This is a genomic window from Mesorhizobium sp. USDA 4132, assembly GCF_056279545.1.
On sequence record NZ_JBWCCP010000001.1, the window covers coordinates 1,144,359 to 1,168,330 of the forward strand.

Sequence of the window (23,972 nt, forward strand, 5' to 3'; positions counted from 1 at the left end):
CTCATTCTCCGCGCGGATAGCGTTTGGACTCTTCGAGATTGTCGAGGTTCATGTGGTTGCGCATGTAGCGCTCCGATGCTTTCTGCAAGGGCTGGTGGTCCCAGGGATAATAGGCGCCGTTGCGCAGCGCCTCGTAGACCACCCAGCGCCGGGCCTGGCTTTCGCGCACCGCCGCATCGAAGGCGCCCATGTCCCACCGCTCCTCGCGCTGGCGCCGGAACAGAGCGACGACCTCGGCAAAGTCGGGATCGTCGGCGAGGTTGTTGAGCTCCTGGGGATCGCTTTCCAGGTCGAACAGCTGGTCCGGGTCGAGCAGGCAATGGACATATTTCCACTTGCCCTCGCGGATGGCGACGAGCGGCGCATGGGAACCTTCGGCGGCGTATTCCATCAGCACCGGGCTCGTGCGCGGAACACCCTCCATCATCGGCTTCAGGCTCTCGCCGTCCGTCCAGGGCTTGATCTCGTCCATCGAAATGCCGGCGAGGTCGCAGAGCGTCGGCGTCACGTCGAGGTTGGAAACCGGCGCCAGATGCTGGGCAGGGGGCACGCCGGGACCGGCGATCATCAGCGGCACGCGGGCCGAGCCCTCAAAGAAGTTCATCTTGAACCACAGCCCGCGCTCGCCGAGCATGTCGCCATGGTCGGAGCAGAACAGGATCAGCGTATCGTCCAGCATCCGTGTCCGCGTCAGCGTGTCGACCAGTTCGCCGACCTTCTCGTCGATATAGGAGATGTTGGCGAAATAGGCTCTTCGCGAACGGCGGACATTCTCCTCCGTCACGTCGAAATTCTTGTAGTCGCAGGAAAAGATGATCCGCTTGGAATGGGGGTCCTGGTCTTCGAGCGGGATCGGCCCGACTTCCGGCAGCAGGTGCTCGCAATCCTCGTAGAGATCCCAGAACTTCTTCCGCGCCACATAGGGGTCGTGCGGATGGGTGAAGGAGACGGTAAGCGCCCAGGGGCGCCGCTTCGCATCGTCCCGCTCGCGGGCGAGGTGATAGAGCTTCTGGTTGGCGAGAAAGGCGACCTCGTCGTCATATTCCATCTGGTTGGTGATCTCGGCCACGCCCGCGCCGGTCACCGAACCGAGATTGTGGTACCACCAGTCGATACGCTCGCCCGGCTTGCGATAATCCGGCGTCCAGCCGAAATCGGCCGGATAGATATCGGTCGTCAGCCGCTCCTCGAACCCGTGCAGCTGGTCCGGCCCGACGAAATGCATCTTGCCCGAAAGCGCCGTGTAATAACCGGCGCGGCGCAGGTGATGCGCAAAGGTCGGGATCGACGAGACATATTCGGCGGCATTGTCATAGACCCGCGTCCGGCTCGGCAATTGCCCGGCCATGAACGAGGCACGCGCCGGCGCACAGAGCGGCGAGGACGTGTAATTGTTGACAAACCGGGCACCCCGCGCGGCGAGCGCCTTGAGGTTCGGCGCATGCAGGAACGAAGCCGGCCCATCGGGAAACAGCGTCCCGTTCAGCTGGTCGACCATGACGATGAGGATATTGGGTTTGGTCATGCTGTCCTCAAAAGTCGACATGGGCGCCCAAGGCGCGGATTGTCACGCATAGCATGCCGCTTGGTGGGGCGTGGATCCTCGGGTCAAGCCCGAGGATGACGGAGCGTATGGGATCGATCGGCGAAATAGGAAACGTTGCAATTCGCTCAGAGGTCTCTTTGGGCATCTGTCGCACTTCCCTCTCCGTAGTCATCCCGGGGCCTCTCCGTCGTCATCTTGGGCCTCTCTGTCGTCATCCTCGGGCTTGACCCGAGGATCCAGCCGCGCGCTCTGCTGCGGATGGGCCGCGATACGTCATCACCTGCAATGCCGCCTTCGGGGAGGGTGCTCGTTACGCTTCGTCTCTTGGCTGTCACCATTTCGATCGTGCCTTAGATTCCCTCAGTGAAATGAGTTATTTTTGATCCTCTCGCCAATCAAGAAGCGATTGCGAACCTTCCTGTCGCAAAAGCGCGCCGTTGACCCGGATCAAGCCTACTCCACATCTTATCCCTTAATGTTCGGGTGAGGTTCTTGCAAAAGGGGGTTGGCCATGACGTTTGGTCTGGATACGCCGTCGGTCGCGACGGTCCGTGATAAGTGGGCTGGTTTCTGGCCCTCGGCATTCTGTTGCTGATCCTCGGTTTTCTCGCCCTCGCCAACCTCTTGGTGGCGACCGTCGCGTCGGTCTTTTACATCGGCATGATGATGCTGACGGGTGGCATCGCCTATCTCGTCCATGCTTTCCAGGTGAAAGGCTGGGATCATATCCTGTTCTGGGCGGCAAGCGGCATCCTCTATACCATTGCCGGTCTGCTCGCCTTCTGGAATCCGGCGCTGACCGCCGCCATCGTTACTTTCTTCATAGCGATGGCGCTGATCGTCGCGGGCATTTTTCGCCTCTGGATCGGGCTCAAGATGCGGCCGATGCGAGGTTCCGGATGGTTCATTTTCGGCGGCGTCATAACAGGGCTTGCGGGTCTCGTCATCGCCTTCGGCTGGCCGGTCAACAGCCTCTGGATCCTCGGCCTGTTCCTGGCGATCGATCTCACGATACAGGGCTGGGCACTGATTGCGCTGGCGCTTGCGGTCAAGGCCTGAAGCACGTTCAGGTTGCGGTTAAGTCTTTCAAATACCGCATAAAAATGCCTTTTATCGTCACAAAACTTTCATCCAAGCTTCATGTTCGGGAAAGGTATTTTTGACCAATTTCCGGGAACCTGACATTCGTGTTTTAGGCATGTTTTAGGCCATTGCGCAGTGGAGTAATGAGTAATGTCGTCTGCGGCCATCTTGGAACCGGGCGTTTTCCGCCGGTATGCGAGCGATCAGCTTGTCACCCTGGCAAAATTGGTTCTGGAAAATGCCTTCCAGCCGATCGTCGAAGTCGGCACCGGTTCCGTCTTCGGTTATGAATCGCTGCTGCGCGGCCAGGAACGGATCGGTTTCTCCTCACCGCTCGAACTGCTCGATGAGGCCCAGGAGACCAGCCAGCTTCTGGCACTCGAACAGATGATGGCAACCCGGGCGCTGGCGAAATTCGCCAGCTTGCCGGATTTCTCGTCCCAGACGCTGTTCCTCAATCTCGACGTCCGGCTGATCCGCCACGGCAAACATTTCCTCGAAAAGGTCGTGCAGCACCTGCGCAAGGCGAATATCGCCCCGTCCTCCGTCTGCTTCGAGTTCTCCGAGCGTTTCGACAATACCAGCGTGCCGGAATTCGCCGATCTGGTCACCCAGATGCGGAAGGAAGGCTTCAAGCTGGCGATCGACGACTTCGGCGTCGGCCATGGCGAAATGAAACTGCTCTGCGACTATCCGGTCGATTATCTGAAGATCGACCGCCATTTCGTCGCCGGCATCGACAAGAACCCGCGCAAGCGCCACCTCGTCAAGAACATCGTCAGCATCGCCCACGTGCTCGGCATCCGCGTCATTGCCGAGGGCATCGAGACGGAAGCGGAATTTCTCGTCTGCCGCGAATACGGCGTCGATCTCGTCCAGGGCTGGTTCATTGCCCGGCCGACGACCTTCGTGTCCGAACTGCAGCCGTCCTTCCCCTATCTCGCCGATATCGGCCGTACCCGTCGCTCCAGTCAGTCGCTCGACGAAATCCTCATCCGCAAGCAGATCGAACACCTGCCGACCGTCTATGAGAACCAGAGCATCGACAGCGTCTTCGACCTGTTCCGCCGCAATCCGCGCCAGGCCTTTTTCCCGGTGTTGAATGCCAATGGCGAGCCGCGCGGCGTCATCAACGAATACCACCTCAAGGAATATATCTATCAGCCCTTCGGTCGCGATCTCCTGAAGAACAAGGTCTACGAGCGCTCGATCTCGCATTTCGTCGACCGCGCCCCGATCGTCGGGCTGGATGCGGAAGCCGAGGAACTGATGACCCTGTTTGCCAATATGGAAAACAGCGCCTGCGTCATCCTCACCGAAAACATGCGCTATGCGGGCGTCGTCTCGGCCGCCTCGCTGATCAAGGTCATCAACGAAAAGCAGTTGAAGATCGCCCAGGACCAGAACCCGCTGACCGGCCTGCCGGGCAACCGCGCCATCCGCGATTTCATGCAGGAAACCGGCCGCGACGACGACGAGACCCGCTTCTTCTGTTACTGCGACTTCGACAACTTCAAGCCGTTCAACGATCATTACGGCTTCCAGATGGGCGACCATGCGATCTCGCTGTTTGCCGCCCTGGTGAAGCGTTATTTCTTCTCCGACGGCGATTTCCTCGGTCATGTCGGCGGCGACGACTTCTTCATCGGTGTTTGCGACTGGACCCGCGACGAACTCAATGAAATCCTCGGCCGCTTGCTCTCCGATTTCCACGACGACGTCGTCCAACTCTATTCCCCGGAAGAGCGTGCTGCCGGCAAGATCCGCGGCCACGACCGCTCCGGCGCCGAGCGGGATTTCCCGCTGCTGCGCTGCTCGATCGGCGTGCTTGAACTGCCCCAGGGCCTGTTGCTCGACGATGTCGGCCGCATCGGCGCGGAAATCGCCACCGTCAAGGCGCAGGCCAAGGAAAACGAAGCCGGTCTGTTTTTCGCGAGTTTCGGCGAGACAAAATGACCTAGGCGGCGGAACGCCGCCTTCCTATCAGCCGGGGACTGTCCTAAGTCAGTGCCCGACGCCGGCGGTAAGTCGTTGGCTGTTCTGAGAGGAGTCCTTCCATGCCGCTTCCCACCGAAATGCGTTTCGTCGATCTGCCATCCTTCGGAGAGCCGGAGGTGATGACCATCGCGAACGGTCCGCTGCCGGCGGTGCGGCCGGGCGAAATCCTGGTCAGGGTCGAGGCGGCGGGCATCAACCGGCCTGACGTGCAGCAACGCAAGGGCGCCTATCCGCCGCCGAAGGATGCAAGCCCGATCCTCGGCCTGGAAATATCCGGCGAAGTGGTAGCGCTTGGCGACGGCGTCAGCGAATTCAAGCTTGGCGACAAGGTCTGCGGGCTCGCAAACGGCGGCGGTTATGCGGAATATTGCGCCGTGCCGGCGGGCCAGGCTCTGCCATGGCCGAAGGGTTTTGACGCGGTCAAGGCGGCGGCGCTGCCGGAAACCTTTTTCACCGTCTGGGCCAATCTGTTCCAGATGGCGGGCCTGACCGAAGGCGAGAGCGTGCTGATCCACGGCGGCACCAGCGGTATCGGCACGACGGCTATCCAGCTCGCCAAGGCGTTTGGCGCGACGGTCTACGCGACAGCGGGCTCCAGGGAAAAATGCGAGGCCTGCGAAAAGCTCGGCGCCGTGAAAGGCATCGACTACAAGACCGAGGACTTTGCCGAGGTCATCAAGGCGGAAACCGCTGGCCGGGGCGTCGATGTCGTGCTCGACATGATCGGCGCTGCCTATCTCGAAAAGAACCTCTCGGTTCTCGCCAAGGACGGCTGCCTCTCGATCATCGCTTTTCTCGGCGGCAACATCGCCGAGAAGGTCAACCTCTCGCCGATCATGGTCAAGCGCCTGACGGTCACCGGCTCGACCATGCGCCCGCGCACCGCGGACGAAAAACGCGCTATCCGCGACGATCTCCTGGCCCAGGTTTGGCCGCTCCTGGAAGACGGAACGGTCGCGCCGGTCATCCACTCCGTCTTGCCGTTCGCAGAGGTCGTTGAGGCCCACAAACTGATGGAAACCAGCAGCCATATCGGCAAGATCGTGGTGACGCTTTGACAAATTTGTCAAATTATATCAGCTTTGGTATAAGTGATGAAGCCGGTCGTTTTTCTCGGTGATGCGCTGGAGCAGCTGCGGGACTTTCCGGAGGTCGCCCGTAAGGAAGCGGGCGTCCAGTTGCACAAAATTCAACTCGGCCTTGAGCCGAGCGACTGGAAGCCCATGACGACGATCGGAGCGGGCGTGCGGGAAATCCGCATCCGCGACGAGGCGGGCGCTTTTCGCATCATCTACGTGACCAAAATAGAGGACGCCGTCTACGTCCTGCATGCATTTCAGAAGAAGACGCAGCAGACGGCAAAGCGGGATCTGGATATCGCCACCGCGCGTCTGCGGCAGATCTGATTGGATTGGACCTATGGAACGTCAGAGCTTTTCAAATGTCTGGGACGCGCTGGAAGACACCCCGGCGGAAGCGGCCAATATGTCCATGCGTTCGGCCCTGCTGATTGCGATCGAGCAGAAGGTCCGGAACTGGAATGTGACCCAGAAGGATGCCGCGGCTCGCCTCGGCATCACTCAGCCGCGCCTGAACGACTTGCTGCGGGGCAGGATTGCAAATTTCAGTCTGGACGCACTCGTTGAATTGGCTGGGAAAGTTGGGCTTTCCGTCCGGCTGGATATCGCGGACGCAGCCTGATTTCCGATCCCACAAGCTGACGGAAATCGGCAAGATCGTTGTGACGTTGAGCTGAAGGGGAGAATCTGCCTCGATCAAAGCTGGCGAATTCTAGGGGCGGATGGTCGCTTCCGCAACTCAATTAAATTCGCGATCGTTTATATAACGTGGCTTGCAGACTCAGGCTTTGGCCCCTACCTTTTAATCATCATCAACGTAGTGAAAGGAAGGTGGTCCAATGTCTAGTGAGATTTCGGTCTGTGTAACGGGCAATGGAAAGGTGGCGGTCTTGACGGGGCAACCCTCGGCCTGAACCTCATCTTCCTTCGGGGAGCTCACGAAGCGCCCCGGGTTCGTTGAACCGGACCAAACTCATGGAAGGGTCGCCTCGAGCGGCCCTTTTCCATTTTATGGCCTTTTCATTTCCGCGGCTCTTTCTTCAGCGCTGGCGGTTCTTCATTTTTCATTATTTCTAATATGAAAACACCCATGCGCTCCTCGCATAGGTGGCCTGCTAAGTGGGCGCTTTCAGTGCACGGTTGATGAGCTTATATATGCGTCATCGAAGCAAACGAGAGCGCCAAGGACTGGCGCTCAAGCTTCGAAAATCCCAGGAAAGGGGAACCATCATGAACGTCGCACGCACTCTCAACAATTGGCGCAAGTATCGTCAGACGGTTGCCGAACTGGGCCGTATGACACCGCGCGAACTCAGCGATCTCGGCATCGCCCAGGGCGACATCCGCCGGGTTGCGCGTCAGGCCGTCGGCTTCTGATCGCCATCTGACATGAAGTTATGTCGAACGCCCGCATCCGCGGGCGTTTTGCATTTCATGCATAGCTGCCATCTTAAATCCCGATCCGTCCAAGCGCCGGCACCTTGATGCCGGGATTGGCGATATCGAGGCCTGCGACCAGGCCGAGGAAGTGCACCTCGAAACCGCTGCGCAGGCCGGCAGACAGGCCGATAAGGCCGCGCACGGTCAGGTGTATGTCGCGCCAGTCGTCGTCCACATGAATGAATTCGCCGTCCGGCAGATAGTCGCGCCCGACTGCATGCGGTGGGAGCACGGCATCGAGTTCCGGCACGCTGCGCAGCACATGGGCGACGAAGGTGTTGGAGTTGGGCCCCGGCCAGATCGTGTAGCCGCCCGGCTCGGCATAGGGGTAGGCGGCGATCGCGCCCTCGATCTTGGGGATCAGCAGTTCCGCCTTCGAGCCGGTCACCGAGGTGACGAGCTGAGGCGTGTTGGAATACCAGTAGGCGTCAGGCGAATAGCCGTTGCGGCGGATCGGACTGCCCCAGCCCACCTTGTCGTAACGCGTATAGGTTTTCGCGCCCTTTTCCTTGAAGACGATCCAGGCATGGCTCGCGACCGCGCCCTTCAGGCCTCCCGTCGTCGCCGAGAAGACGTAGATTGCCGCTTCGTTGCTTGTCTCAGGCTTCGGCAGGATGCCCGCCGACGACCAGCGGGCCTCGCTCCAGCGCGACGGCCGGTCCCTGATCGCCCACAACCCCGCCGACGCGAAGGTCGGAACCAGGTAAACGATGAAGATGACCAGAAACAACCGCTTAACCGATTTCATACGGTCCCCCATGAAAATCCCGCCGGACTCGTTTAAGAGCCTGTGATATCGCCAGACGATAGGCACATTGAAACCGGCAATTTCAGGACAGACCATGCAAAACCCCGTTACCGTCGAAGTCACTAGAGGCAACCTGGTCGAAAGCCGCCATCGCGGGCTCGGCGCGGTCGTCGATGGTGACGGCAAGGTGCTGTTTTCGTTCGGGGAGGCGGACGCGCATGTTTTCCCCCGTTCCGCCAGCAAGGCCATGCAGGCGCTGCCGCTCATCGAAAGCGGTGCGGCGGATGCTTACGGTTTCGGCAACCGGGAACTGGCGTTTGCCTGCGCCTCCCATTCCGGCGAGGACGCGCATGTGGCGATGGCCGCCTCGATGCTGAGCAAGGCCGGCCGCGACGACAGCGCACTCGAATGCGGCGCCCATTGGTCCTCGGAACAGGCGGTGCTGATCCATCAGGCCTGCACCATCGAGGCGCCGACGGCACTTCACAACAACTGCTCCGGCAAACATTCCGGCTTCGTCTGCACCTGCGTGCACACCGGCATGGATGTGAAGGGTTACGTCGGTTACGACCATCCGCTGCAGGCCGAAATCCGCGGCACGATGGAGACGCTTACCGGCGCCATCATCGGCCACCAGAATTGCGGCACCGACGGCTGCTCGATCCCGACTTATGCGGTGCCGCTGAAGGGCCTTGCCCACGGTTTTGCAAAAATGGCGACCGGCAACACTCTGTCGGCCGAACGTGCCAAAGCCTCGCGCCGGCTGATGGATGCCTGCATGGCCGAACCTTTTTACGTCGCCGGCACCAACCGCGCCTGCACCAGGCTGATGGAAGTTGCGCCGGGTAGGATCTTTGCCAAGACCGGCGCCGAAGGCGTCTTCGTCGCCGCCTTGCCTGACCAGGGCATCGCCATGGCGGTGAAATGCGAGGACGGCACCACCCGCGCCGCCGAAGCGATGATCTTCGCCCTCATCGCCCGTTATTTCGAAAAGGGCGGCGAGGTGCGCGGCAAGCTGATGGCGATGGCCAACAAGCCGATGAAGAACTGGAACGGCATCCATGTGGGTGACGTGAGGGTGACCGACGCGCTGTTTGCGTGAGATCGGCTAGACTGTTTTCGGCGGAAGGCAATTGGAGTGGCCAGCTTCCCCGCACTCCGTCATCCTCGGGTCAAGCCCACTGCTGTCCGGTTTAAATTGCGGCCCATGTAAAGACCATTTGGTTTTGGTCTGTTGGCGTGTCGGGAGGCGGCTTGAGGAATTGGTCTGTTCTTTTTGCGGTGCATGATGTTTGCGCGCACGAGGCGTGCGAAGGCGAGCGGGCTTTGGACGGTGGTTTGGTCGTCCTTGGCCATGCGCAGGAGCAGGAAGGCGATGAGGGCGACGGCGATCTGGATGCGTACGGCGTTCTCGGAGGTGCCGAGGACCGGACAGCAGTGGCTCAAGGCCCGGGATGACAAAGATTGGAACCGCATTTCCACCAACCTCCGATTGACTTTACCAATATTCCGCCTCTAGTGCTCGCGGGGATTGATCAATTGGATGGGGACAATGAAATTTCGCTTTATTGGCGCTGCCGCGCTTTCTTTCGCCGTTGCAAGCTGCACTCCAACTGGCATTACCGCTGACGGTCGACCGCTTATTCAACACTTCTTTCGGGATCTTGTGATGAGGGGATGTAATTTCCAGATGACATGGGAATCGGCGAGAGAAGCCACAGATACTTTCAAGCCAATTATACCCACTGACAGAGAACGCGTGACTGACAGAGGCCTCATGAGGGCTGCGATCGCGATTTGTGACAAGGCGAAACCCGGAAATAAGAGCAAAGCTATCGAAGTCCAGGTTCCTGACAGTCGCGGTGTCCTGCGGAAACTCGTTGTTGAAAGAGAATAGAAAAGCGTAGGAGCTTACCCACGCTCCATCATCCTCGGGTCAAGTCCACTGCTGTCCGGTTTAAATTGCGGCCCATGTAAAGACCATTTGGTTTTGGTCTGTCGGCGTGTCGGGAGGTGGCTTGAGGAGTTGGTCTGTTCTTTTGCGGTGCATGATGTTTGCGCGCACGAGGCGTGCGAAGGCGAGCGGGCTTTGGACGGTGTTGGTCGTCCTTGGCCATGCGCAGGAGCAGGAAGGCGATGAGGGCGACGGCGATCTGGATGCGTACGGCGTTCTCGGAGGTGCCGAGGAAATGGCGGATTTTCAGGGTCTGCTTGACCCAGCGGAAGAACAGTTCGATCGCCCAGCGTCGCTTGTGAGGACGAGGATAACGGCGGGGATGGTGGCCCCCTGCGCATACGGCGGTGAAAAGACGTTGCTTGTGCCCGGCTACGTCCGATTTCGCGCTCCGAACTAAACTTCGACCACACGAACCCCCATCGCCCGATAAGGCGCCAGCCGCTCCTCGTCTATCCGCTCCTGCACGATCATCCCCGACAATGCCGAAACCGGCATGATCACATGCGGCGAGACCGCGTCCAGTTTCTCCCCAGTGACCAGCGTGATCGTTTCGGCCGAACACGTAGCAATATGGCGCTTGATCGCCGCCTCCTCGAAATCGCCGGTCGAAAGTCCGCGGGCCGGATGCACGGCGGTGACGCCGAGGAAGAAGATGTCCGGCCGCATCAGCGCGATCTGGCTCATCGCCGCCGCACCCGTCGCGACCATCGAATGTTTGTAGAGCCGCCCGCCGATCAGGATCACGTCGGCTGTCGGATGGTGTTCGAGTTCCGCCGCGATCGTCGGGCTGTGAGTGACGACCGTGAAGGCAAAGTCGCGGGGCAGGGCGCGGGCGATCTCGGCCGTCGACGTGCCGCCGTCCAGAAAGATCGTCTGGCCCGGCTTCACCATGTCAGCCGCAGCCCTGCCGAGCCGCTGCTTCACGTCTGACGACACCGCCCGCCGGGCGGACAAATCCGGCAGGTCGGGCGAGACAGGCATCGCTCCGCCATGCACCCGCCGCAGCAGCCCTTCCGCCGCCATTTCCCGAAGGTCCCGCCGGATCGTGTCCTCGGAAAGCGAAAATTCTTCCGCCGCCCGTTTGGCGACGACCTGCCCCTCCCGGCGCAGCATGTCGAGGATGAGGCTCTTGCGTTGGCTTGTCAGCATGGCTCTTGACTCTGCACGAAATTGCATGAATAAGAACGAATGTGCCTGAAAATGCGAACGATGTAAAGCATTTCCGGCATGTTCGTGCGATTCCGCGATGATTGCGGACAAGTTTGGAGAAACGAAGATGTTGATTTTGATCGCTGGTCCCTACCGCTCCGGCACCGGAGACGACCCTCAGAAGATGGCCGAGAACCTGAAGCGGCTCGAAGCGCCGTCGCATGCGCTGTTCAAGGCCGGCCATGTGCCCATGATCGGCGAATGGGTGGCGCTGCCGGTCTGGCATGCGGCCGGCGGAAAGCATGTGGGCGACGACCTCTACGAGGAGATCTTTCACCCGGTCGCGGGACGTCTGCTGCAGCTCTGCGAAGGCGTCCTGCGCCTGCCGGGTGCCTCCAAGGGCGCCGACAACGACGTGCGGATCGCCAACGAGCGCGGGATTCCGGTTTGGCATCGGCTGGAGGATGTGCCGGGCGTCAGTTGATCGCTGGTTTGAGACTTCTAACCTGAAAAAACCGTGCTAGAACGGCGCGGTCCAAAGGAGGATTTTCATGTACACGCTGTTCTTTTCGCCCAACGCCTGTTCACTGGCCAGCCACATCGCGCTTGCCGAATCCGGTCTTCCCTACGAGATCAAATGGGTGAAATTCGCCGACAAGGAACAGCAGTCGGAAGCCTACCTGAAGATCAATCCCAAGGGCCGCGTTCCGGCACTCGCAACCGACCGGGGCGTCATCACCGAGTCCGTCGCGATCCTCGCCTTCATCGCCCAGGCCGCACCCGAGGCGAAGCTGGCGCCGCTCGACGACCCGTTCCTGTTCGGCAAGATGCAGGCGTTCAACGCCTATATCGCCTCGACGGTGCATGTCGCCTATGCCCATTGGCGCCGCGGTTATCGCTGGGCGGACAACCAGTCCTCCTTCGACGACATGGCCGCCAAGGCACCAAAAGTCTTTCACGATTGTTTTCAGGTGATCGAGGACTCGTTGCTCGAAGGTCCCTATGTGCTCGGCGAAACCTATTCGGTCGCCGACGCCTATCTCTACCTGATGACCGACTGGCTCGCCAACATGAAGCTCGACCGTGCGGATTTTCCGAAGGTCAATGCGCACTACGAGCGGATGAAACAGCGTCCCGCCGTTCAGCGCGCCCTGGCCGAACAGGCTGCCGCGACCGCGGCTTAAATACGGGTTCACGTCAGCCACATGATCCGCCCCTCGGGGTCGTGGATCATGTGAGCATCAGGCGCATTTCGCGAGAGGCGCGTTGTTACGATTCGTGTCAGCGTGAAGCGGGCGCGGGAAGGGCAGGTCGGCGAGTTGCCGCAGGTCCATCGCGCGGATCTCGGGATGACGGAAGGGGTCGTTCGACTGCAGGTCCGTCAACGTTTCGGGCGTTTCCAACCAAGCCTTCAGGTTCAAGAAAATCTTCAGCGGTACCATGACCGTTACCTCGCAAATCGTTACCATTTGCAGCGGCAATATCGGCTCTGTTGCTCCCATTTTCAATTGAGTTCTTGAGAGGAAGACTATAGAAAATCTATATGAACAATCTCAACCTCGTGCATCTCAACGGCTTGCGGGCGTTGGAGGCGGTCGGGCGCCTGGGCTCGCTGCAGGCGGCTGCCGACGAACTCGGCGTGTCGGTCGGTGCCGTCAGCCAACAGGTCATCAAGGCCGAAGCCCAGCTCGGCCAGCCGGTCTTTCAACGCCTTCCGAAGGGCATGATGCCGGTCGATGCGGCCCGCCCCATGCTGGCGCGATTGAGCGAAGGTTTCCATGCGCTTTCCGAAGCGGTGGCGATCGGCCGGCGCCAGGACGATGCGCTGCTGACCATTTCTGTCGCGCCGGTCTTTGCAGCGCGGTTCCTCGTCCACCGGCTTGACCGGTTCTCGAGCCTGCACCCGGAAATCCGGCTGCGCATGGATGCCACGACCAGGCTCGCGGACCTTGGCGTCGACGATATCGATCTCGGCATCCGCGTCGGGCCGGGGACCTGGCCGGGCGTCGATGCCGAACTGCTGATCGAGCAGACGGTGTTTCCGGTCTGCTCCCCGGCACTCGCTGAAAAGCTGAAGGAGCCGAAGGATATCCTGAAACTGCCGGCGATCATCGACGGTCCCTCGATGTTTTCCTGGGAGATATGGCTGAACGAGGCGGGTCTGTCAGGCGCCGGCATGGCGACGCGCCATGTGTTCAACGATGCCTCGCTCTGCCTCGATGCAACGATTGCGGGGCAGGGCGTGATGCTCGCCTGGCATACGCTCGCCACCTATGCGCTGGAACAGGGGCGGCTGGTCGAACCGTTTGCGATACGGGCACATACCGGCATGGGGCATTATCTCGTCACCCGCGCCGGCGCTAGGATACCGGCGAAGGTGAGGGCTTTCCGGGAGTGGCTGAAGACGGAGCTGCCGCCGCTCACGAAAAGCCGGGATTAAAGCGTTACGCCGGTTCGGCGGTGCGCTTGTCCCACATTGCCTTGAAACCGGAGCGAGCCTGGGCAGCCTCGATCCACGCCTTCAACGCCGGGCGGCTGTCGAACAGCGGCGCATATCCTTGTGCATAACGCACGACTTCTCCGACATTGATGTCCGCCACGGTAAAGCGGCCGCCGACCATGTGGCCGTTCTTGGACAGGTGCTTTTCGAGCACGTCGAACGGCCGCTTCAGGGTGCGGGCCGCCACTTCGATATCCGCCTTGCCTTCCTCGGTCTCGGCGCGGCCACCGGCGATCGTGGCGGAGATCTTCAGCGCCGGGGTCTCGATGCTGGTCGCACCGAACAGCGACCACTGCACCATCTGGCCTTCCTCGGCGATATCCTTCGGGCCGAGCTCGCCGCCGTATTTGCGGGCGAGGTAGAGCGTGATGGCGAGCGATTCGTGCAGCACGAAACCGTCGTCGTCCATCGACGGGATCGAGCCCATCGGGTTGACGCTCAGGAATTCCGGCGACAGCGTGTTGACCGGTGCGCCCGGTGCCATCGGCTCAGGCAGGCGATAACCCTGGATGATCGGAATATGTTCGAAAGGAATACCCAGCTCTTCGATAAGCCAGAGCGGCCGCGTGGCGCGCGAGCGGTAAACACCATAGATTTTCAGCATTCAATGTCCCTCCTGAAATGCAGGCCGCAAGCTATGGGCAGGGCGCGCAAAACGGAAGACCAATCCGCATTGGACTGCTATGAAAGTTTTCGATAGGATTTAATCGTGTCCGATTTCCTGGAAAGTAGCCGATCATGCGCACCACCCAGTCGCTCAGCATCACCCTGCCGCTCGAAATGGCGCAGATGGTCAAGTCCAAGGTCGCCTCCGGCGAATACGCCACCGAAAGCGAAGTCATTCGTGACGGCCTGCGCACGCTGCTCGCCCGCGATGCGGCAATCGAGAAGTGGCTGGTTGAGGAAGTGGTGCCGACGCTGGATGAGATCGAAGCGGATCCCTCCAAGGTCATGCCGCTTGAGGAGGCACGTAGAAGGCTGCATGCCCGCGTCGACAAACTGGTCGATCCAGAGGCATGAAGTATACGGTCTTGTTCTCGGATGATGCCGAAGAGGACGTCGCGGAGCTCTTGGAGTACTTGGTACCTGCCGCGGGGGAGAAAGTTGCCAAGCGATACGTCGATCGGTTGATCGACTACTGTTACTCCTTTGAAACCTTTCCCGAACGCGGCGTTTTCTCCAACAAGAGGCCGGGCCTGCGCCTCGTCGGATACCGGCGCAAAGCGACCATCGCGTTTCAGGTTAAAGGCGATGTCGTCGTTATCGCCCGCATCTTCCATCGCGGCCGCAATATTGATTTCGGCGACGCTTCCAGCGATCTCGACTAAACAATCCGGTTGTTCTCGATCGTCAGATGCTTGAACCCCTGGGCCTGACCGTCTCCGCGAGCCAGCTCTGCCGTGGAAGGTGTCTTCCAGCGGTGGCCGATCACCGCGCCGTCCTTCACCGCCTCGAACAGGTTGCCGGAAATCAGCGCGCTTCCGGCGCCTTCGACCACGGTCACCGCACAGCCGACCTTTGCCTGCCGGACGATGTTGTTGCTCACGAGCACGTTGCGCAGGTACGGCCCGAAACCGAGCGCCATGCCCCAGAGCGGTACATTCTCGATGACATTGCCGGTCACTGCCGTATCCGCCTCGACGCTGATGCCGACGCCGAAGATCGCTTCGTCGAGCACATAGGGGCCAGTGGGCTTCAGGTTGCGGACGATGTTGTTGGCGACGGTCGCCAGCCGGCCGCCCTCGTTGAAATTGACGACCGAAATGCCGTTCGCCGCGCCGTCGACGATATTGCTCGAGACCAGCGCGCCCTCGAAGGCGAATTCCGCATAGATCGCGGTCTCGCCGGAGGCGAGGCAGGTGTTGTTGGCGATCTGGGCGTTCGAGGCGCTGTTGGCGCGGATCGCCGAAAAGGCCGATTGCGAGATCTGGTTGCCGATGACCATCACGTTGTCGGCCCGAAACAGGTTGATCGCATTGCCATACTGACCGGTGCCGCCATTGGTGGCGCCGATCCGGGAGATACGATTGCCGGAAACGATCGTGCCGTCGGCGCCCTTGGTCCACCGATGGATCAGGATGCCGCCATTGCCGCAGTCGGAGACCGTATTGCCGGTGACCGAAAGTCCAGTGCCCTCGACCGCATAGAGGCCATATTCTGCGGCGCCGGAAATCCGGCTCCGCTCGATCCGCCCGCCACAGCGCTCGAATTGCACGGCGGTCTTGCGGGCACCGATGATCTCGCAATTGTCGATGACGATCTCACCGATGCCACGCATATGGACGAGCGCCGGGCTCTGGTCGTCGAGCCGGCGGTTCGCTCCGTCGATGACGATGTTGGAAAGCTCGATGCGGCGTGCGCCGTCGGCCCTGAGCATCCGCCCGTCACCGGAATAGACGAGCCGCGACGCGCCCGGTACGCCGGTGATGCGCGTACCTTCGGGCAGGTCGAGATTGGACACCGGGTAGTTTCCGGGCGGCAGGAAGACCGGCATGTTCTGGCGCGCCGCCTTGGCGATAATCTCTGCGAGTTTGCGGTTCTGCTTGTCTCCACCGTCAGGGGTGACGCCATGCGCACCGGCATCGATCGAGCCGCGCAGATCGACCGACGGAAAGCCTTGTGGGGCGGAGAAAACGCGGGGAGGCAAGGTTCCGGCAGCCGCCGCACCCGCGATCATCGTCAACACCGCCCGTCTCGAAATCATCCAGCGCCTCCTCCTGGCGTCAATAAAGCATTTTCTATGCCAGTCCTTTATATTGTTATTACGCTAAAAGTCTTGGACAGCTCAGTAAAAAGACTTCTGCCCAAGCTTCAATCATGGCAATTTCACGATGATTTTAAGCAACGATAAGGAATTCTCCGTCATGCTATAGGGCAATTGGCGCGAGTTCCCGCGTATTTTCTGTTGAAAATGAAAAGGAGGCACTCGGATGGCGGGACCCATGTCGCATAGCATGCCCTTGACGTTTGCCCCCGATCCGCTCGACGAGCTCTGCAGCCGTCTCCTGCGCGTTTCCACCGACAGCGATATCGACCTCGACGTTGCCCTGGTCACGCTCGAACTGGAAACCCGTACCCTTCTCGATCAGCTCCCGGACTTCATTTACGTAAAGGACCGTCGCGGCCGCTTCGTCTTTGCCAATGCCGCAGCCGGCCGCAGCAGCAAGCTGCATGAAGGCAACGACCTGATCGGCAAGACGGATTTCGATATTCTCGATCATGAAACCGCACGCGAACTGTTTCTGGTCGAACAGGAGATCATGTCGACCGGCGTGGCGATCGACGGTCGCGAGGAGCGCGTCAAGCTGGGCGATGGCCGTGTGCTCTGGCTTACCACTTCCAAAATGCCGCTGCGTGATGTTCACGGCCAGGTCGTCGGCCTGGTTGGCATTTCCCGCAACATTACCGAGCGCAAGCGCCAGGACGACCGCCGGCACGGCCATGCGCGTCTTCTCGAGATGATCGCTCGCGGCCAGCCTTTGACGGCGGTCCTCGATGCGCTGGTCAAAACGGTGGAGGATGAGCTGGACGACGTCACGGCCTCGGTCCTGTTTCTCGAAGAAGGTACGGACCGGCTGCGTCACGGCTCGGCGTCCAGCCTTCCGCCGGCCTATGTGAAACTGATCGATGGCATCGAGATCGGCCCGAAGGTCGGCTCCTGCGGCACCGCCGCCTGGCGACGCGAACCTGTCTTCGTCAAGGACGTGCTGACCGATCCGCTCTGGGACAATTATCGCGAACTGGCGCTGAGATTCGGTTTTCGCTCCTGCTGGTCGACGCCGATCATGGGCGCTGACGGGCGGGTGCTTGGCACGTTCGGGCTCTATTCCGATGCGCCGCGCGAACCGACCGAGCTCGAACTCGAGCTGACCGCGATGGCGACCGATATTGCCGGCATCGCCATCGAGCGCGCCCGCTCGGAGGAGCGCATCCACCACATGGCCCATCACGATCCGCTGACCGGCCTGCCGAACCGGACGCTGTTCTGGGCGCAGTTCAGCCGCGCCCTGCATGAGGCCCGCCGCGAGAAACGCAAGGTCACGGTCGCTTATCTCGACCTCGACAATTTCAAGCAGATCAACGATACGCTGGGTCACGCGGCCGGCGACGAGGTGTTGAAAACGCTGTCGTGGCGCATGGTCAACTGCGTCCGCGTCACCGATCTTCTGGTTCGCCTTGGTGGCGACGAGTTCGCGATCGTCTTCAGCAATGTCAGTCAGGACGAGCTCGGCCTGGTACGCCGGCTTCAGGAATTGCGGACCGCGATCTCGAAACCCATCGTCATCGACAGCAAGAGCGTCACCGCCACCTGCAGCATGGGCGTCGCCTTCTTCCCGCAGGACGGCGATACGCCGGAAGAACTGCTCGCCCGCGCCGACCGCGCCATGTACGAAGCCAAGGATCTCGGCCGAGATCGCCTGCGTGTTTCGCAAGTCCCGGGCGATGGTCTCGGCATTTAGGACGTAGACCCAAAAACGGCCCCGTGTCGGACATTCACGAGTGCGGCTTTGATCTTGCCAGGAGTGGCTACAGCAAGAACCCGGTCACCCATTCTGCGCTGTAGAACCCTGCGGTAAGAATGATAGCGATGGCAACCAGTCCGGTCCAAATACCCCGCATTGCGAACGGCGACAAAATAGCCAGTGCGAGGATTGCCACCATGACCAATTCTGACCTGAGGTAGATTTCCTTGTTCGCATAGACCCAGGAAAGGCCCTCCGTTCCTCCCCAAGGGTAACATCCCTGCGTATTGGGGTCTGGCCAGCATCCAGCTGCCTTCGAGGCTACGAAGTAATCGACGACGAGCATCAGGAGGTAAGCACAAAGAAATGCTTGGACGATCATTTCGATGAGGCTGGGCTTGCGGAACGTCATACTTGCCTCGCAAAGCCACGTCCCGTGGCTGGGTTGCCGTTTTCTCGCGTAATATAGGCTTGGATCTGTGCGAAATCTAAGCGAGCGCTGCCGAGATGGCGAAGCTGGCGCAATCAAAAGCCTTCCTTGGCAAGCTTTTCGAATTCGGCTTCTAGAAAAACATCGAGTTCCTCCTCGCTGACGTCTCCGCCGGCCTCGATTGACCGCCGCAGGGTTTCCCTCAGTGCCGAAAGCTTCGATTCGCGCTCCTGTACCAGTCGCAGGCCTTCGCGCACCACGTCGCTGGCCGAGCCGTAGCGGCCGTCCTGTACGGCGTCCTCGATGAATTTTTCCCAGCGGGGACCTATCGAAACATTCATGCGCGTGCCTCCAGTCTCTACCCGAAATTATACTGGAGTACAATTTATGCGCAATCTACGCCATTGGCGGAGACGCCTCGGAGAGCGCGTCGTCCGGCGATTTTTCCGGCGTCACGAAGACCTCTTCGTAACTCGATACAAATTTTTCGAACAGCAGCGAGAATGTGTGAAGTTCGTCTTCCGGCCAGTCCTCCAGGACACGTGCCAGCAGGGAGCGTTTGACGGAACGGATCTCGGCCAGCAGGCCGTCGCCCAGTTCGGTGCGCACGACCAGCGAACGGCGGCCGTCCGCCTGGGAGGCGTCGCGGCGCAGGATGCCGCGGGCGACGAGATCGGCCACCAGCCGGCTGCCGCGCGAGGGGTCGATGCGCATCGCCTCGGCGATCGCCCCCACCGTCACCTCGCCTTCGATGCGGCGCATCACATCCAGCACGTCGAGATGCGAAATTTCCAGGCCCGGCGCGATATTGGCAATCGCCGTGCGGCCGATGATCCGCCGGCCGATCAGAATTCGCATCCGCCCGAGCATTTCGCTCACGCGGGCCACGTCCTCAGAGGAGGGGGAAGCGGATTTCCGGTTCAAAAGGCTCTTGCTCGTCATGTTGCCGAACATATCAAAGCCCATGAGGCTTTCCAACCGTTCTTTGCCCTGCGCATCAAAGTGCCGTTGACAATTATATGCTCAAGGCACATAAATTTGAGACACTTTGGATTGACCCATGGATATGACCCGTCCGGCCCATGTGCCGCTTGTCGCCAACCACCGCCAGCGGTTGGTGATTTTCTGCTTTTTGCTGACGGCGCTGTTCATGGCGACGCTGGACAACCAGATCGTCTCGACGGCGTTGCCGACGATTGTCGGCGAGTTCGGCGAACTGGAGCGTTTTGGCTGGATCGGGTCGGCCTATCTCCTCGCCAGCAGCACGTCGATGCCGATCTACGGCAAGCTTGGCGATCTGTTCGGCCGCAAATACGTGATGCTGGCGGCGATCGTCATCTTCACCGTCGGTTCGCTCACCTGCGGGCTTGCCTGGTCGATGGATTCGCTGATCGCCTCGCGCGTGCTGCAGGGGTTCGGCGGTGGCGGCATCATGGTGTCGATCTTCTCGATCAATGCCGACCTGTTCGAGCCGCGCGAACGGGCGAAATACCAGAGTTATTCGAGCCTGGTGATCATGGCCTCCGGCAGCCTTGGCCCGCTGCTCGGCGGCACGATGAGCGAGCTGTTCGGCTGGCGGTCGATCTTCCTGATCAACCTGCCGATCGGTATCATCGCGGTCACCGGCATATCGCTTCTGCTTCCCTATCGCCGCCCGATCCGCAAGCCGAAGATCGACTATCTCGGCGCCGTCCTGCTGGCGGGAACCGTTGCGAGTCGCGTCGTCGTCTGGGCCGACAGCGTCACGCTGTTCGGTTCGCTGGTCGCCTGGCAGTCGATGGTGGTCGTGGCGGCGGGCGCGCTCTGCGCCGTGCTGTGGGTCTTCGTCGAAGGGAAGGTGCCGGAGCCGATCGTGCCACTGAAACTGTTCCGCGATTCCACCTTTTCCCTGTTCCTGATCGTCTCCTTCTGTACCGGCGCGGTGGCGATCGGCATGGCTAATTATTTCGCGCTCTTCCTGCAGACGACCACCGGTCTGTCGCCGACGACCGCGAGCTTCTGCTTTGTCGCCACGACCCTCGGCATCGTCATCGGCTCGCTGTCGACAGGCCGGCTGATCTCGATCACCGGCCGCTACAAGCCGTTCACGCTGATCGGCCTGTCGCTGAATATCGTTGCCCTCCTCATCTTCTCGCAGCTTCCGGTCGGTACCCCGATCTATATCATCCTCGGCTTCATGCTGATGCAGGGCCTGGCGATCGGCTTCGGCCAGCAGGCGCCGGTCATCGGCGTGCAGAATTCAGCCCCCCGCGAGGATGTCGGTGCCGCCACCGGCGCCGTGACGCTGATGCGCATGGCCGGCGCCTCGATTGCCATCTCGGTCTATGGCGCGATCGTCGCCGCCGGCATCCGGGGTGTCGGCACCAGCATCCCCGGCGTCGAGGATATCGGCTCGCTGACGCCGCTGATGATGCTCGCATTGCCCGAACCGTCGCGGATCGCGGTCCACACGCTCTACACCGAGGCCTTCACGCCCGTGTTCCTGGCCGGCAGCGCCATGGCGCTGATCGGCCTCATCGCCGCCCTGATGCTGAAACCGGTCCGCCTGCCGCAGGCGGTGATCGCCGAAAAGAAGCCGGCCACCGCCTCGGAGTGATCTGGCGTCCGACCGTTTTTGCCCTATCTTCAAGGACATGAAACCAGAGGCGCTGCTTCATCCCACCCCGGCCGGGCTGTTCTGCCCCATCGGCCGTTTCCATGTCGATCCGGTCCGTCCCGTCGAGCGGGCACTGATCACCCACGGCCATTCCGACCACGCCCGCGCCGGCCATGCCAAGGTTCTGGCGACCCGCCAGACGCTCGATATCATGCGGCTTCGCTACGGTGAGGATTTCTGCGGCGAGGAGCAGGCAGCCGCCTTCGGTGAGGAGATCGATGTCGAAGGCGTGCGGGTGAGTTTTCATCCCGCCGGCCATGTGCTGGGCTCGGCCCAGATTGCCATCGAGAGGCAAGGTCTGCGCATCGTCGTTTCGGGCGACTACAAGCGCGGCGTCGATCCCACCTGCGCACCTTTCGTGCCGGTCGCCTGCGACGTCTTCATCACCGAGGCGACCTTCGGCCTGCCGGTCTTTCACCACCCGGATCCCAGGGATGAAATCGACAAGCTGCTCACCTCGCTGAAACAGTTTCCCGAACGCGGCCACCTGGTCGGCGCCTATGCGCTCGGCAAGGCGCAGCGGGTGATCCGGCTGATCCGCGATTGCGGCTATTCCGAACCGATCTACATCCACGGCGCGCTCGCAAAACTCTGCGATTATTACGTCGGCCAGGGCATCGATCTCGGCGATATAAGACCTGCGACCGTCGAGAAGAGCAGCCCCGACGCTTTCAGGGGCGCCGTGATCGTCGGCCCGCCCTCGGCCTTTCAGGATCGCTGGGCGCGCCGCTTCAACGAACCGCTGATCGCCTTTGCCTCCGGCTGGATGATGGTGCGCCAGCGCGCCAAACAGGGCGGCGTCGAACTGCCGCTGGTCATCTCCGATCACTGCGACTGGCCGGAACTGCTGTCGACCATCGAGGAGATCGGCCCATCCGAAGTCTGGGTGACACACGGCCGCGAGGAGGCGCTGGTGCGCTGGTGCGAGCTGAAGAACATCCCGGCAAGGCCGCTGCATCTGGTTGGTTATGAGGACGAGGGGGATTGATGGGGATGGGTCTTTCGCTTGACGCCGCGGCCACCCCCCTCTGCCCTGCCGGGCATCTCCCCCTCAAGGGGGGAGATCGGCAAGTGGTATGGCCATTGCCATTCTTCAAAGACAAAACCCCTCCCCAACCCCTCCCTACAAGGGGGAGGGGCTTCGCTGCCACGCGTTGCCGCCGAGATAGGGGCGAGACATTGCCACGAGTCTTCTCCCCCCTTGTGGGGGAGATGGCCGGCAGGCCAGAAGGGGTCTTTCTTCGGGAGGCTGGCTCATGAAACCCTTCGCCACTCTCCTGGACCGCCTCGTCCTTACTCCATCCCGCAACGGCAAGCTCACCCTTCTCGCCGACTATTTTCGCCATACGCCCGATCCCGACCGCGGTTACGGCCTCGCCGCACTTGCAGGCGGCCTGGATCTGAAAAGCGTCAAGCCGGCCATGCTGCGCGATCTCGTGCTGGAACGTATGGACCCCGTCCTGTTCCAGTATTCCTACGATTATGTCGGCGATCTCGCCGAGACCATCTCGCTGGTCTGGGACGGCACCCGCAAGGACGAAATCGATGATGATCACCAGCCGCGCCTCGGCGAAGTCGTCACCAGAATGAACTCGCTCGGCCGCACCGAGGTGCGCTCCGCCGTCCGCGACCTGCTCGACAAGCTCGATACGTCGAGCCGTTTTGCTTTCCTGAAGCTCGTCACCGGTGCGCTGCGCATCGGCGTTTCGGCCCGCCTCGCCAAGCAGGCGCTGTCGGACATGAGCGGAAAGGACGTCACCGAAATCGAGACGCTCTGGCACGGGCTGACCCCGCCCTATGAACCGCTTTTTGCCTGGCTGGAGGGCAGGGCCGACAAGCCGGTTCTCGCAACGCCGGCGATCTTCCATTCGGTCATGCTGGCCAATCCGGTGGAGACGGGCGATCTCGAGAAGCTGGATCCCGCCGATTACGCCGCGGAATGGAAATGGGACGGCATTCGGGTGCAGATGTCGAGCTACGGCGGCACGAAAAAGCTCTATTCCCGCTCCGGCGACGACATCACCGGCGCCTTTCCGGATGTCGTCGGGTCGATCAATTTCGAAGGCGTCATCGACGGCGAACTGCTGGTCGGCGGCACCGCCCGTTCCAACAATCCCACCCGCACGTTCTCCGATCTGCAGCAGCGCCTGAACCGCAAGACGGTGACGGTCAAGATGCTCGATGACTACCCCGCCTTCGTGCGCGCCTATGACTTGCTGTTCGAAAGCGACCTCGATATCCGCGCCGAGACATTTTTCGAACGTCGCAGGCGGCTCGGCGACGTGATCGAACGGGCGCCGCACGACCGTTTCGATCTCTCCGAACTCGTGCCGTTCACCACCTGGGACGAGCTCGACCGCATTCGCATCGCGCCACCCGATCCGGTCATCGAAGGGGTGATGATCAAGCGTAAGGACAGCCCTTATCAGGCCGGCCGCCTCAAGGGGCCATGGTTCAAATGGAAGCGTGATCCCTACAATATCGACGCGGTGATGCTCTACGCCCAGCGCGGCCACGGCAAGCGGTCGAGCTATTATTCCGACTTCACCTTCGGCGTCTGGGCCGAAACGCCGGATGGCGAGGAGCTGGTGCCGGTCGGCAAGGCCTATTTCGGCTTTACCGATGCGGAACTCGAGGTGCTCGACAAGTTCGTGCGCGACAACACGGTCGACCGCTTCGGGCCGGTGCGGGCGGTGCGCGCGGACCCGGATTTCGGCTTCGTGCTGGAAGTCGCCTTTGAGGGCATCAACCGCTCGACCCGCCACAAGTCGGGCGTCGCCATGCGCTTTCCACGCATCGCCCGCCTGCGCCAGGACAAGCTGCCGCGCGACGCCGACCGGCTGTCGACGCTGACGGCAATGGTGGACGCCAAGGCGAATTAGGCGGTGCCGTTCCCGAATCGTTGAATGGACAGCGCCTTTGG

The 23,972-nt window shown here is 61.1% G+C and carries 25 protein-coding genes and 2 pseudogenes; 16 read left to right on the plus strand and 11 right to left on the minus strand.

The window, feature by feature from the left end; genetic code table 11:
* Position 1: 1 nt before the first annotated feature.
* Positions 2–1,525, minus strand: a complete 1,524-nt coding sequence (gene betC / locus ACZ9IU_RS05860; RefSeq protein ID WP_038540820.1) for a choline-sulfatase — start codon at positions 1,523–1,525, stop codon at positions 2–4.
* Positions 1,526–2,104: 579 nt separating this feature from the next.
* Between betC and ACZ9IU_RS05865 the strand changes: the two genes are divergently transcribed.
* The 6 genes from ACZ9IU_RS05865 to ACZ9IU_RS05890 all read left to right on the plus strand — a co-directional run bounded on the left by ACZ9IU_RS05865 (position 2,105) and on the right by ACZ9IU_RS05890 (position 7,083).
* Positions 2,105–2,605: an HdeD family acid-resistance protein gene (locus tag ACZ9IU_RS05865; protein ID WP_437179043.1), complete on the plus strand. Its 501-nt coding sequence runs from the start codon at positions 2,105–2,107 to the stop codon at positions 2,603–2,605.
* Positions 2,606–2,779: 174 nt separating this feature from the next.
* Positions 2,780–4,585, plus strand: a complete 1,806-nt coding sequence (locus ACZ9IU_RS05870) for a bifunctional diguanylate cyclase/phosphodiesterase (protein WP_038540826.1) — start codon at positions 2,780–2,782, stop codon at positions 4,583–4,585.
* Positions 4,586–4,686: 101 nt separating this feature from the next.
* Positions 4,687–5,685 (plus strand): NAD(P)H-quinone oxidoreductase, encoded by a 999-nt coding sequence (locus ACZ9IU_RS05875; protein ID WP_038540828.1) that lies wholly within the window; start codon positions 4,687–4,689, stop codon positions 5,683–5,685.
* Positions 5,686–5,721: 36 nt separating this feature from the next.
* Positions 5,722–6,033, plus strand: a complete 312-nt coding sequence (locus ACZ9IU_RS05880; RefSeq protein WP_038540832.1) for a type II toxin-antitoxin system RelE/ParE family toxin — start codon at positions 5,722–5,724, stop codon at positions 6,031–6,033.
* A 13-nt stretch (positions 6,034–6,046) separates the two neighbouring features.
* The gene (locus ACZ9IU_RS05885) at positions 6,047–6,328 is read left to right on the plus strand and encodes a helix-turn-helix domain-containing protein (RefSeq protein ID WP_038540835.1); all 282 of its coding nucleotides are present in this window, start codon (positions 6,047–6,049) and stop codon (positions 6,326–6,328) included.
* Between the two features lie 608 nt (positions 6,329–6,936).
* Positions 6,937–7,083: a DUF1127 domain-containing protein gene (locus tag ACZ9IU_RS05890; protein WP_065814765.1), complete on the plus strand. Its 147-nt coding sequence runs from the start codon at positions 6,937–6,939 to the stop codon at positions 7,081–7,083.
* Positions 7,084–7,156: 73 nt separating this feature from the next.
* Here the strand turns inward: ACZ9IU_RS05890 and ACZ9IU_RS05895 are convergent, their stop codons facing one another.
* On the minus strand, positions 7,157–7,894 hold the full coding sequence (locus ACZ9IU_RS05895) for a DUF3750 domain-containing protein (protein ID WP_038540838.1): 738 nt from the start codon (positions 7,892–7,894) through the stop codon (positions 7,157–7,159).
* 94 nt (positions 7,895–7,988) lie between these two features.
* Here ACZ9IU_RS05895 and ACZ9IU_RS05900 point away from each other — a divergent pair, with 94 nt between their 5' ends.
* Positions 7,989–8,996, plus strand: a complete 1,008-nt coding sequence (locus ACZ9IU_RS05900) for an asparaginase (protein WP_038540841.1) — start codon at positions 7,989–7,991, stop codon at positions 8,994–8,996.
* Positions 8,997–9,087: 91 nt separating this feature from the next.
* Here ACZ9IU_RS05900 and ACZ9IU_RS05905 read toward each other — a convergent pair.
* The 3 genes and pseudogenes from ACZ9IU_RS05905 to ACZ9IU_RS05915 form a co-directional block, all read right to left on the minus strand.
* Positions 9,088–9,319, minus strand: a pseudogene (locus ACZ9IU_RS05905) (IS4 family transposase); the annotation flags it as partial.
* Positions 9,320–9,851: 532 nt separating this feature from the next.
* A pseudogene (locus ACZ9IU_RS05910) lies at positions 9,852–10,149 on the minus strand (transposase); the annotation flags it as partial.
* Between the two features lie 95 nt (positions 10,150–10,244).
* The gene (locus tag ACZ9IU_RS05915; RefSeq protein ID WP_038540848.1) at positions 10,245–11,000 is read right to left on the minus strand and encodes a DeoR/GlpR family DNA-binding transcription regulator; all 756 of its coding nucleotides are present in this window, start codon (positions 10,998–11,000) and stop codon (positions 10,245–10,247) included.
* Between the two features lie 127 nt (positions 11,001–11,127).
* Between ACZ9IU_RS05915 and ACZ9IU_RS05920 the strand changes: the two genes are divergently transcribed.
* Together ACZ9IU_RS05920 and ACZ9IU_RS05925 are read left to right on the plus strand one after the other, a co-directional pair.
* Complete coding sequence (locus ACZ9IU_RS05920) at positions 11,128–11,484, plus strand: hypothetical protein (protein WP_038548877.1); 357 nt, start codon at positions 11,128–11,130, stop codon at positions 11,482–11,484.
* Positions 11,485–11,551: 67 nt separating this feature from the next.
* On the plus strand, positions 11,552–12,184 hold the full coding sequence (locus tag ACZ9IU_RS05925; protein ID WP_038540851.1) for a glutathione S-transferase family protein: 633 nt from the start codon (positions 11,552–11,554) through the stop codon (positions 12,182–12,184).
* 57 nt (positions 12,185–12,241) lie between these two features.
* On the opposite strand, the gene ACZ9IU_RS05930 is transcribed toward ACZ9IU_RS05925, so the two are convergent.
* Positions 12,242–12,442, minus strand: a complete 201-nt coding sequence (locus tag ACZ9IU_RS05930) for a hypothetical protein (protein ID WP_157885081.1) — start codon at positions 12,440–12,442, stop codon at positions 12,242–12,244.
* Positions 12,443–12,543: 101 nt separating this feature from the next.
* Here ACZ9IU_RS05930 and ACZ9IU_RS05935 point away from each other — a divergent pair, with 101 nt between their 5' ends.
* Complete coding sequence (locus tag ACZ9IU_RS05935) at positions 12,544–13,440, plus strand: LysR substrate-binding domain-containing protein (RefSeq protein ID WP_038540857.1); 897 nt, start codon at positions 12,544–12,546, stop codon at positions 13,438–13,440.
* Between the two features lie 4 nt (positions 13,441–13,444).
* Here the strand turns inward: ACZ9IU_RS05935 and ACZ9IU_RS05940 are convergent, their stop codons facing one another.
* Complete coding sequence (locus tag ACZ9IU_RS05940; RefSeq protein ID WP_038540860.1) at positions 13,445–14,104, minus strand: glutathione S-transferase family protein; 660 nt, start codon at positions 14,102–14,104, stop codon at positions 13,445–13,447.
* 134 nt (positions 14,105–14,238) lie between these two features.
* On the opposite strand from ACZ9IU_RS05940, the gene ACZ9IU_RS05945 reads away from it, so the two are divergent.
* Positions 14,239–14,520 (plus strand): ribbon-helix-helix domain-containing protein, encoded by a 282-nt coding sequence (locus ACZ9IU_RS05945; RefSeq protein WP_038540865.1) that lies wholly within the window; start codon positions 14,239–14,241, stop codon positions 14,518–14,520.
* A complete protein-coding gene (locus ACZ9IU_RS05950; RefSeq protein WP_038540868.1) occupies positions 14,517–14,828 on the plus strand; it encodes a type II toxin-antitoxin system RelE/ParE family toxin in 312 nt (103 codons plus the stop codon). The genes ACZ9IU_RS05945 and ACZ9IU_RS05950 overlap by 4 nt, the downstream gene beginning before the upstream one ends.
* Here ACZ9IU_RS05950 and ACZ9IU_RS05955 read toward each other — a convergent pair.
* Positions 14,825–16,204, minus strand: a complete 1,380-nt coding sequence (locus tag ACZ9IU_RS05955; protein WP_038540872.1) for a TIGR03808 family TAT-translocated repetitive protein — start codon at positions 16,202–16,204, stop codon at positions 14,825–14,827. The two genes, ACZ9IU_RS05950 and ACZ9IU_RS05955, sit on opposite strands and share 4 nt — an antisense overlap.
* A gap of 226 nt (positions 16,205–16,430) precedes the next feature.
* Here ACZ9IU_RS05955 and ACZ9IU_RS05960 point away from each other — a divergent pair, with 226 nt between their 5' ends.
* Positions 16,431–17,960, plus strand: a complete 1,530-nt coding sequence (locus tag ACZ9IU_RS05960) for a sensor domain-containing protein (protein WP_080719125.1) — start codon at positions 16,431–16,433, stop codon at positions 17,958–17,960.
* A 67-nt stretch (positions 17,961–18,027) separates the two neighbouring features.
* On the opposite strand, the gene ACZ9IU_RS05965 is transcribed toward ACZ9IU_RS05960, so the two are convergent.
* The 3 genes from ACZ9IU_RS05965 to ACZ9IU_RS05975 form a co-directional block, all read right to left on the minus strand.
* Positions 18,028–18,375: a hypothetical protein gene (locus ACZ9IU_RS05965; RefSeq protein WP_038540873.1), complete on the minus strand. Its 348-nt coding sequence runs from the start codon at positions 18,373–18,375 to the stop codon at positions 18,028–18,030.
* Between the two features lie 113 nt (positions 18,376–18,488).
* Positions 18,489–18,734, minus strand: a complete 246-nt coding sequence (locus tag ACZ9IU_RS05970; RefSeq protein WP_038540876.1) for a type II toxin-antitoxin system ParD family antitoxin — start codon at positions 18,732–18,734, stop codon at positions 18,489–18,491.
* Between the two features lie 55 nt (positions 18,735–18,789).
* The gene (locus tag ACZ9IU_RS05975; RefSeq protein ID WP_038548883.1) at positions 18,790–19,335 is read right to left on the minus strand and encodes a MarR family winged helix-turn-helix transcriptional regulator; all 546 of its coding nucleotides are present in this window, start codon (positions 19,333–19,335) and stop codon (positions 18,790–18,792) included.
* 118 nt (positions 19,336–19,453) lie between these two features.
* Here ACZ9IU_RS05975 and ACZ9IU_RS05980 point away from each other — a divergent pair, with 118 nt between their 5' ends.
* The 3 genes from ACZ9IU_RS05980 (at position 19,454) to ACZ9IU_RS05990 (ending at position 23,931) form a co-directional block, all read left to right on the plus strand.
* A complete protein-coding gene (locus tag ACZ9IU_RS05980) occupies positions 19,454–20,989 on the plus strand; it encodes an MDR family MFS transporter (RefSeq protein ID WP_498956872.1) in 1,536 nt (511 codons plus the stop codon).
* 37 nt (positions 20,990–21,026) lie between these two features.
* The gene (locus tag ACZ9IU_RS05985) at positions 21,027–22,037 is read left to right on the plus strand and encodes a ligase-associated DNA damage response exonuclease (protein WP_038540882.1); all 1,011 of its coding nucleotides are present in this window, start codon (positions 21,027–21,029) and stop codon (positions 22,035–22,037) included.
* Between the two features lie 268 nt (positions 22,038–22,305).
* Complete coding sequence (locus ACZ9IU_RS05990; protein WP_038540884.1) at positions 22,306–23,931, plus strand: cisplatin damage response ATP-dependent DNA ligase; 1,626 nt, start codon at positions 22,306–22,308, stop codon at positions 23,929–23,931.
* Positions 23,932–23,972: the final 41 nt, after the last annotated feature.

What these genes read in the sequence shown, in the direction of transcription:
- ACZ9IU_RS05915 (WP_038540848.1), bottom strand. Translation starts at nt 11,000, where the DNA reads ATGCTGACAAGCCAACGCAAGAGCCTCATCCTCGACATGCTGCGCCGG.
- ACZ9IU_RS05975 (WP_038548883.1), bottom strand. Translation starts at nt 19,335, where the DNA reads ATGACGAGCAAGAGCCTTTTGAACCGGAAATCCGCTTCCCCCTCCTCT.
- ACZ9IU_RS05895 (WP_038540838.1), bottom strand. Translation starts at nt 7,894, where the DNA reads ATGAAATCGGTTAAGCGGTTGTTTCTGGTCATCTTCATCGTTTACCTG.
- ACZ9IU_RS05950 (WP_038540868.1), top strand. Translation starts at nt 14,517, where the DNA reads ATGAAGTATACGGTCTTGTTCTCGGATGATGCCGAAGAGGACGTCGCG.
- ACZ9IU_RS05940 (WP_038540860.1), bottom strand. Translation starts at nt 14,104, where the DNA reads ATGCTGAAAATCTATGGTGTTTACCGCTCGCGCGCCACGCGGCCGCTC.
- ACZ9IU_RS05925 (WP_038540851.1), top strand. Translation starts at nt 11,552, where the DNA reads ATGTACACGCTGTTCTTTTCGCCCAACGCCTGTTCACTGGCCAGCCAC.
- ACZ9IU_RS05970 (WP_038540876.1), bottom strand. Translation starts at nt 18,734, where the DNA reads ATGAATGTTTCGATAGGTCCCCGCTGGGAAAAATTCATCGAGGACGCC.
- ACZ9IU_RS05960 (WP_080719125.1), top strand. Translation starts at nt 16,431, where the DNA reads ATGGCGGGACCCATGTCGCATAGCATGCCCTTGACGTTTGCCCCCGAT.
- ACZ9IU_RS05930 (WP_157885081.1), bottom strand. Translation starts at nt 12,442, where the DNA reads ATGGTACCGCTGAAGATTTTCTTGAACCTGAAGGCTTGGTTGGAAACG.
- ACZ9IU_RS05945 (WP_038540865.1), top strand. Translation starts at nt 14,239, where the DNA reads ATGCGCACCACCCAGTCGCTCAGCATCACCCTGCCGCTCGAAATGGCG.
- ACZ9IU_RS05885 (WP_038540835.1), top strand. Translation starts at nt 6,047, where the DNA reads ATGGAACGTCAGAGCTTTTCAAATGTCTGGGACGCGCTGGAAGACACC.
- betC (WP_038540820.1), bottom strand. Translation starts at nt 1,525, where the DNA reads ATGACCAAACCCAATATCCTCATCGTCATGGTCGACCAGCTGAACGGG.
- ACZ9IU_RS05965 (WP_038540873.1), bottom strand. Translation starts at nt 18,375, where the DNA reads ATGACGTTCCGCAAGCCCAGCCTCATCGAAATGATCGTCCAAGCATTT.
- ACZ9IU_RS05935 (WP_038540857.1), top strand. Translation starts at nt 12,544, where the DNA reads ATGAACAATCTCAACCTCGTGCATCTCAACGGCTTGCGGGCGTTGGAG.
- ACZ9IU_RS05980 (WP_498956872.1), top strand. Translation starts at nt 19,454, where the DNA reads ATGGATATGACCCGTCCGGCCCATGTGCCGCTTGTCGCCAACCACCGC.
- ACZ9IU_RS05870 (WP_038540826.1), top strand. Translation starts at nt 2,780, where the DNA reads ATGTCGTCTGCGGCCATCTTGGAACCGGGCGTTTTCCGCCGGTATGCG.
- ACZ9IU_RS05875 (WP_038540828.1), top strand. Translation starts at nt 4,687, where the DNA reads ATGCCGCTTCCCACCGAAATGCGTTTCGTCGATCTGCCATCCTTCGGA.
- ACZ9IU_RS05900 (WP_038540841.1), top strand. Translation starts at nt 7,989, where the DNA reads ATGCAAAACCCCGTTACCGTCGAAGTCACTAGAGGCAACCTGGTCGAA.
- ACZ9IU_RS05920 (WP_038548877.1), top strand. Translation starts at nt 11,128, where the DNA reads ATGTTGATTTTGATCGCTGGTCCCTACCGCTCCGGCACCGGAGACGAC.
- ACZ9IU_RS05985 (WP_038540882.1), top strand. Translation starts at nt 21,027, where the DNA reads ATGAAACCAGAGGCGCTGCTTCATCCCACCCCGGCCGGGCTGTTCTGC.
- ACZ9IU_RS05890 (WP_065814765.1), top strand. Translation starts at nt 6,937, where the DNA reads ATGAACGTCGCACGCACTCTCAACAATTGGCGCAAGTATCGTCAGACG.
- ACZ9IU_RS05880 (WP_038540832.1), top strand. Translation starts at nt 5,722, where the DNA reads ATGAAGCCGGTCGTTTTTCTCGGTGATGCGCTGGAGCAGCTGCGGGAC.
- ACZ9IU_RS05990 (WP_038540884.1), top strand. Translation starts at nt 22,306, where the DNA reads ATGAAACCCTTCGCCACTCTCCTGGACCGCCTCGTCCTTACTCCATCC.
- ACZ9IU_RS05955 (WP_038540872.1), bottom strand. Translation starts at nt 16,204, where the DNA reads ATGATTTCGAGACGGGCGGTGTTGACGATGATCGCGGGTGCGGCGGCT.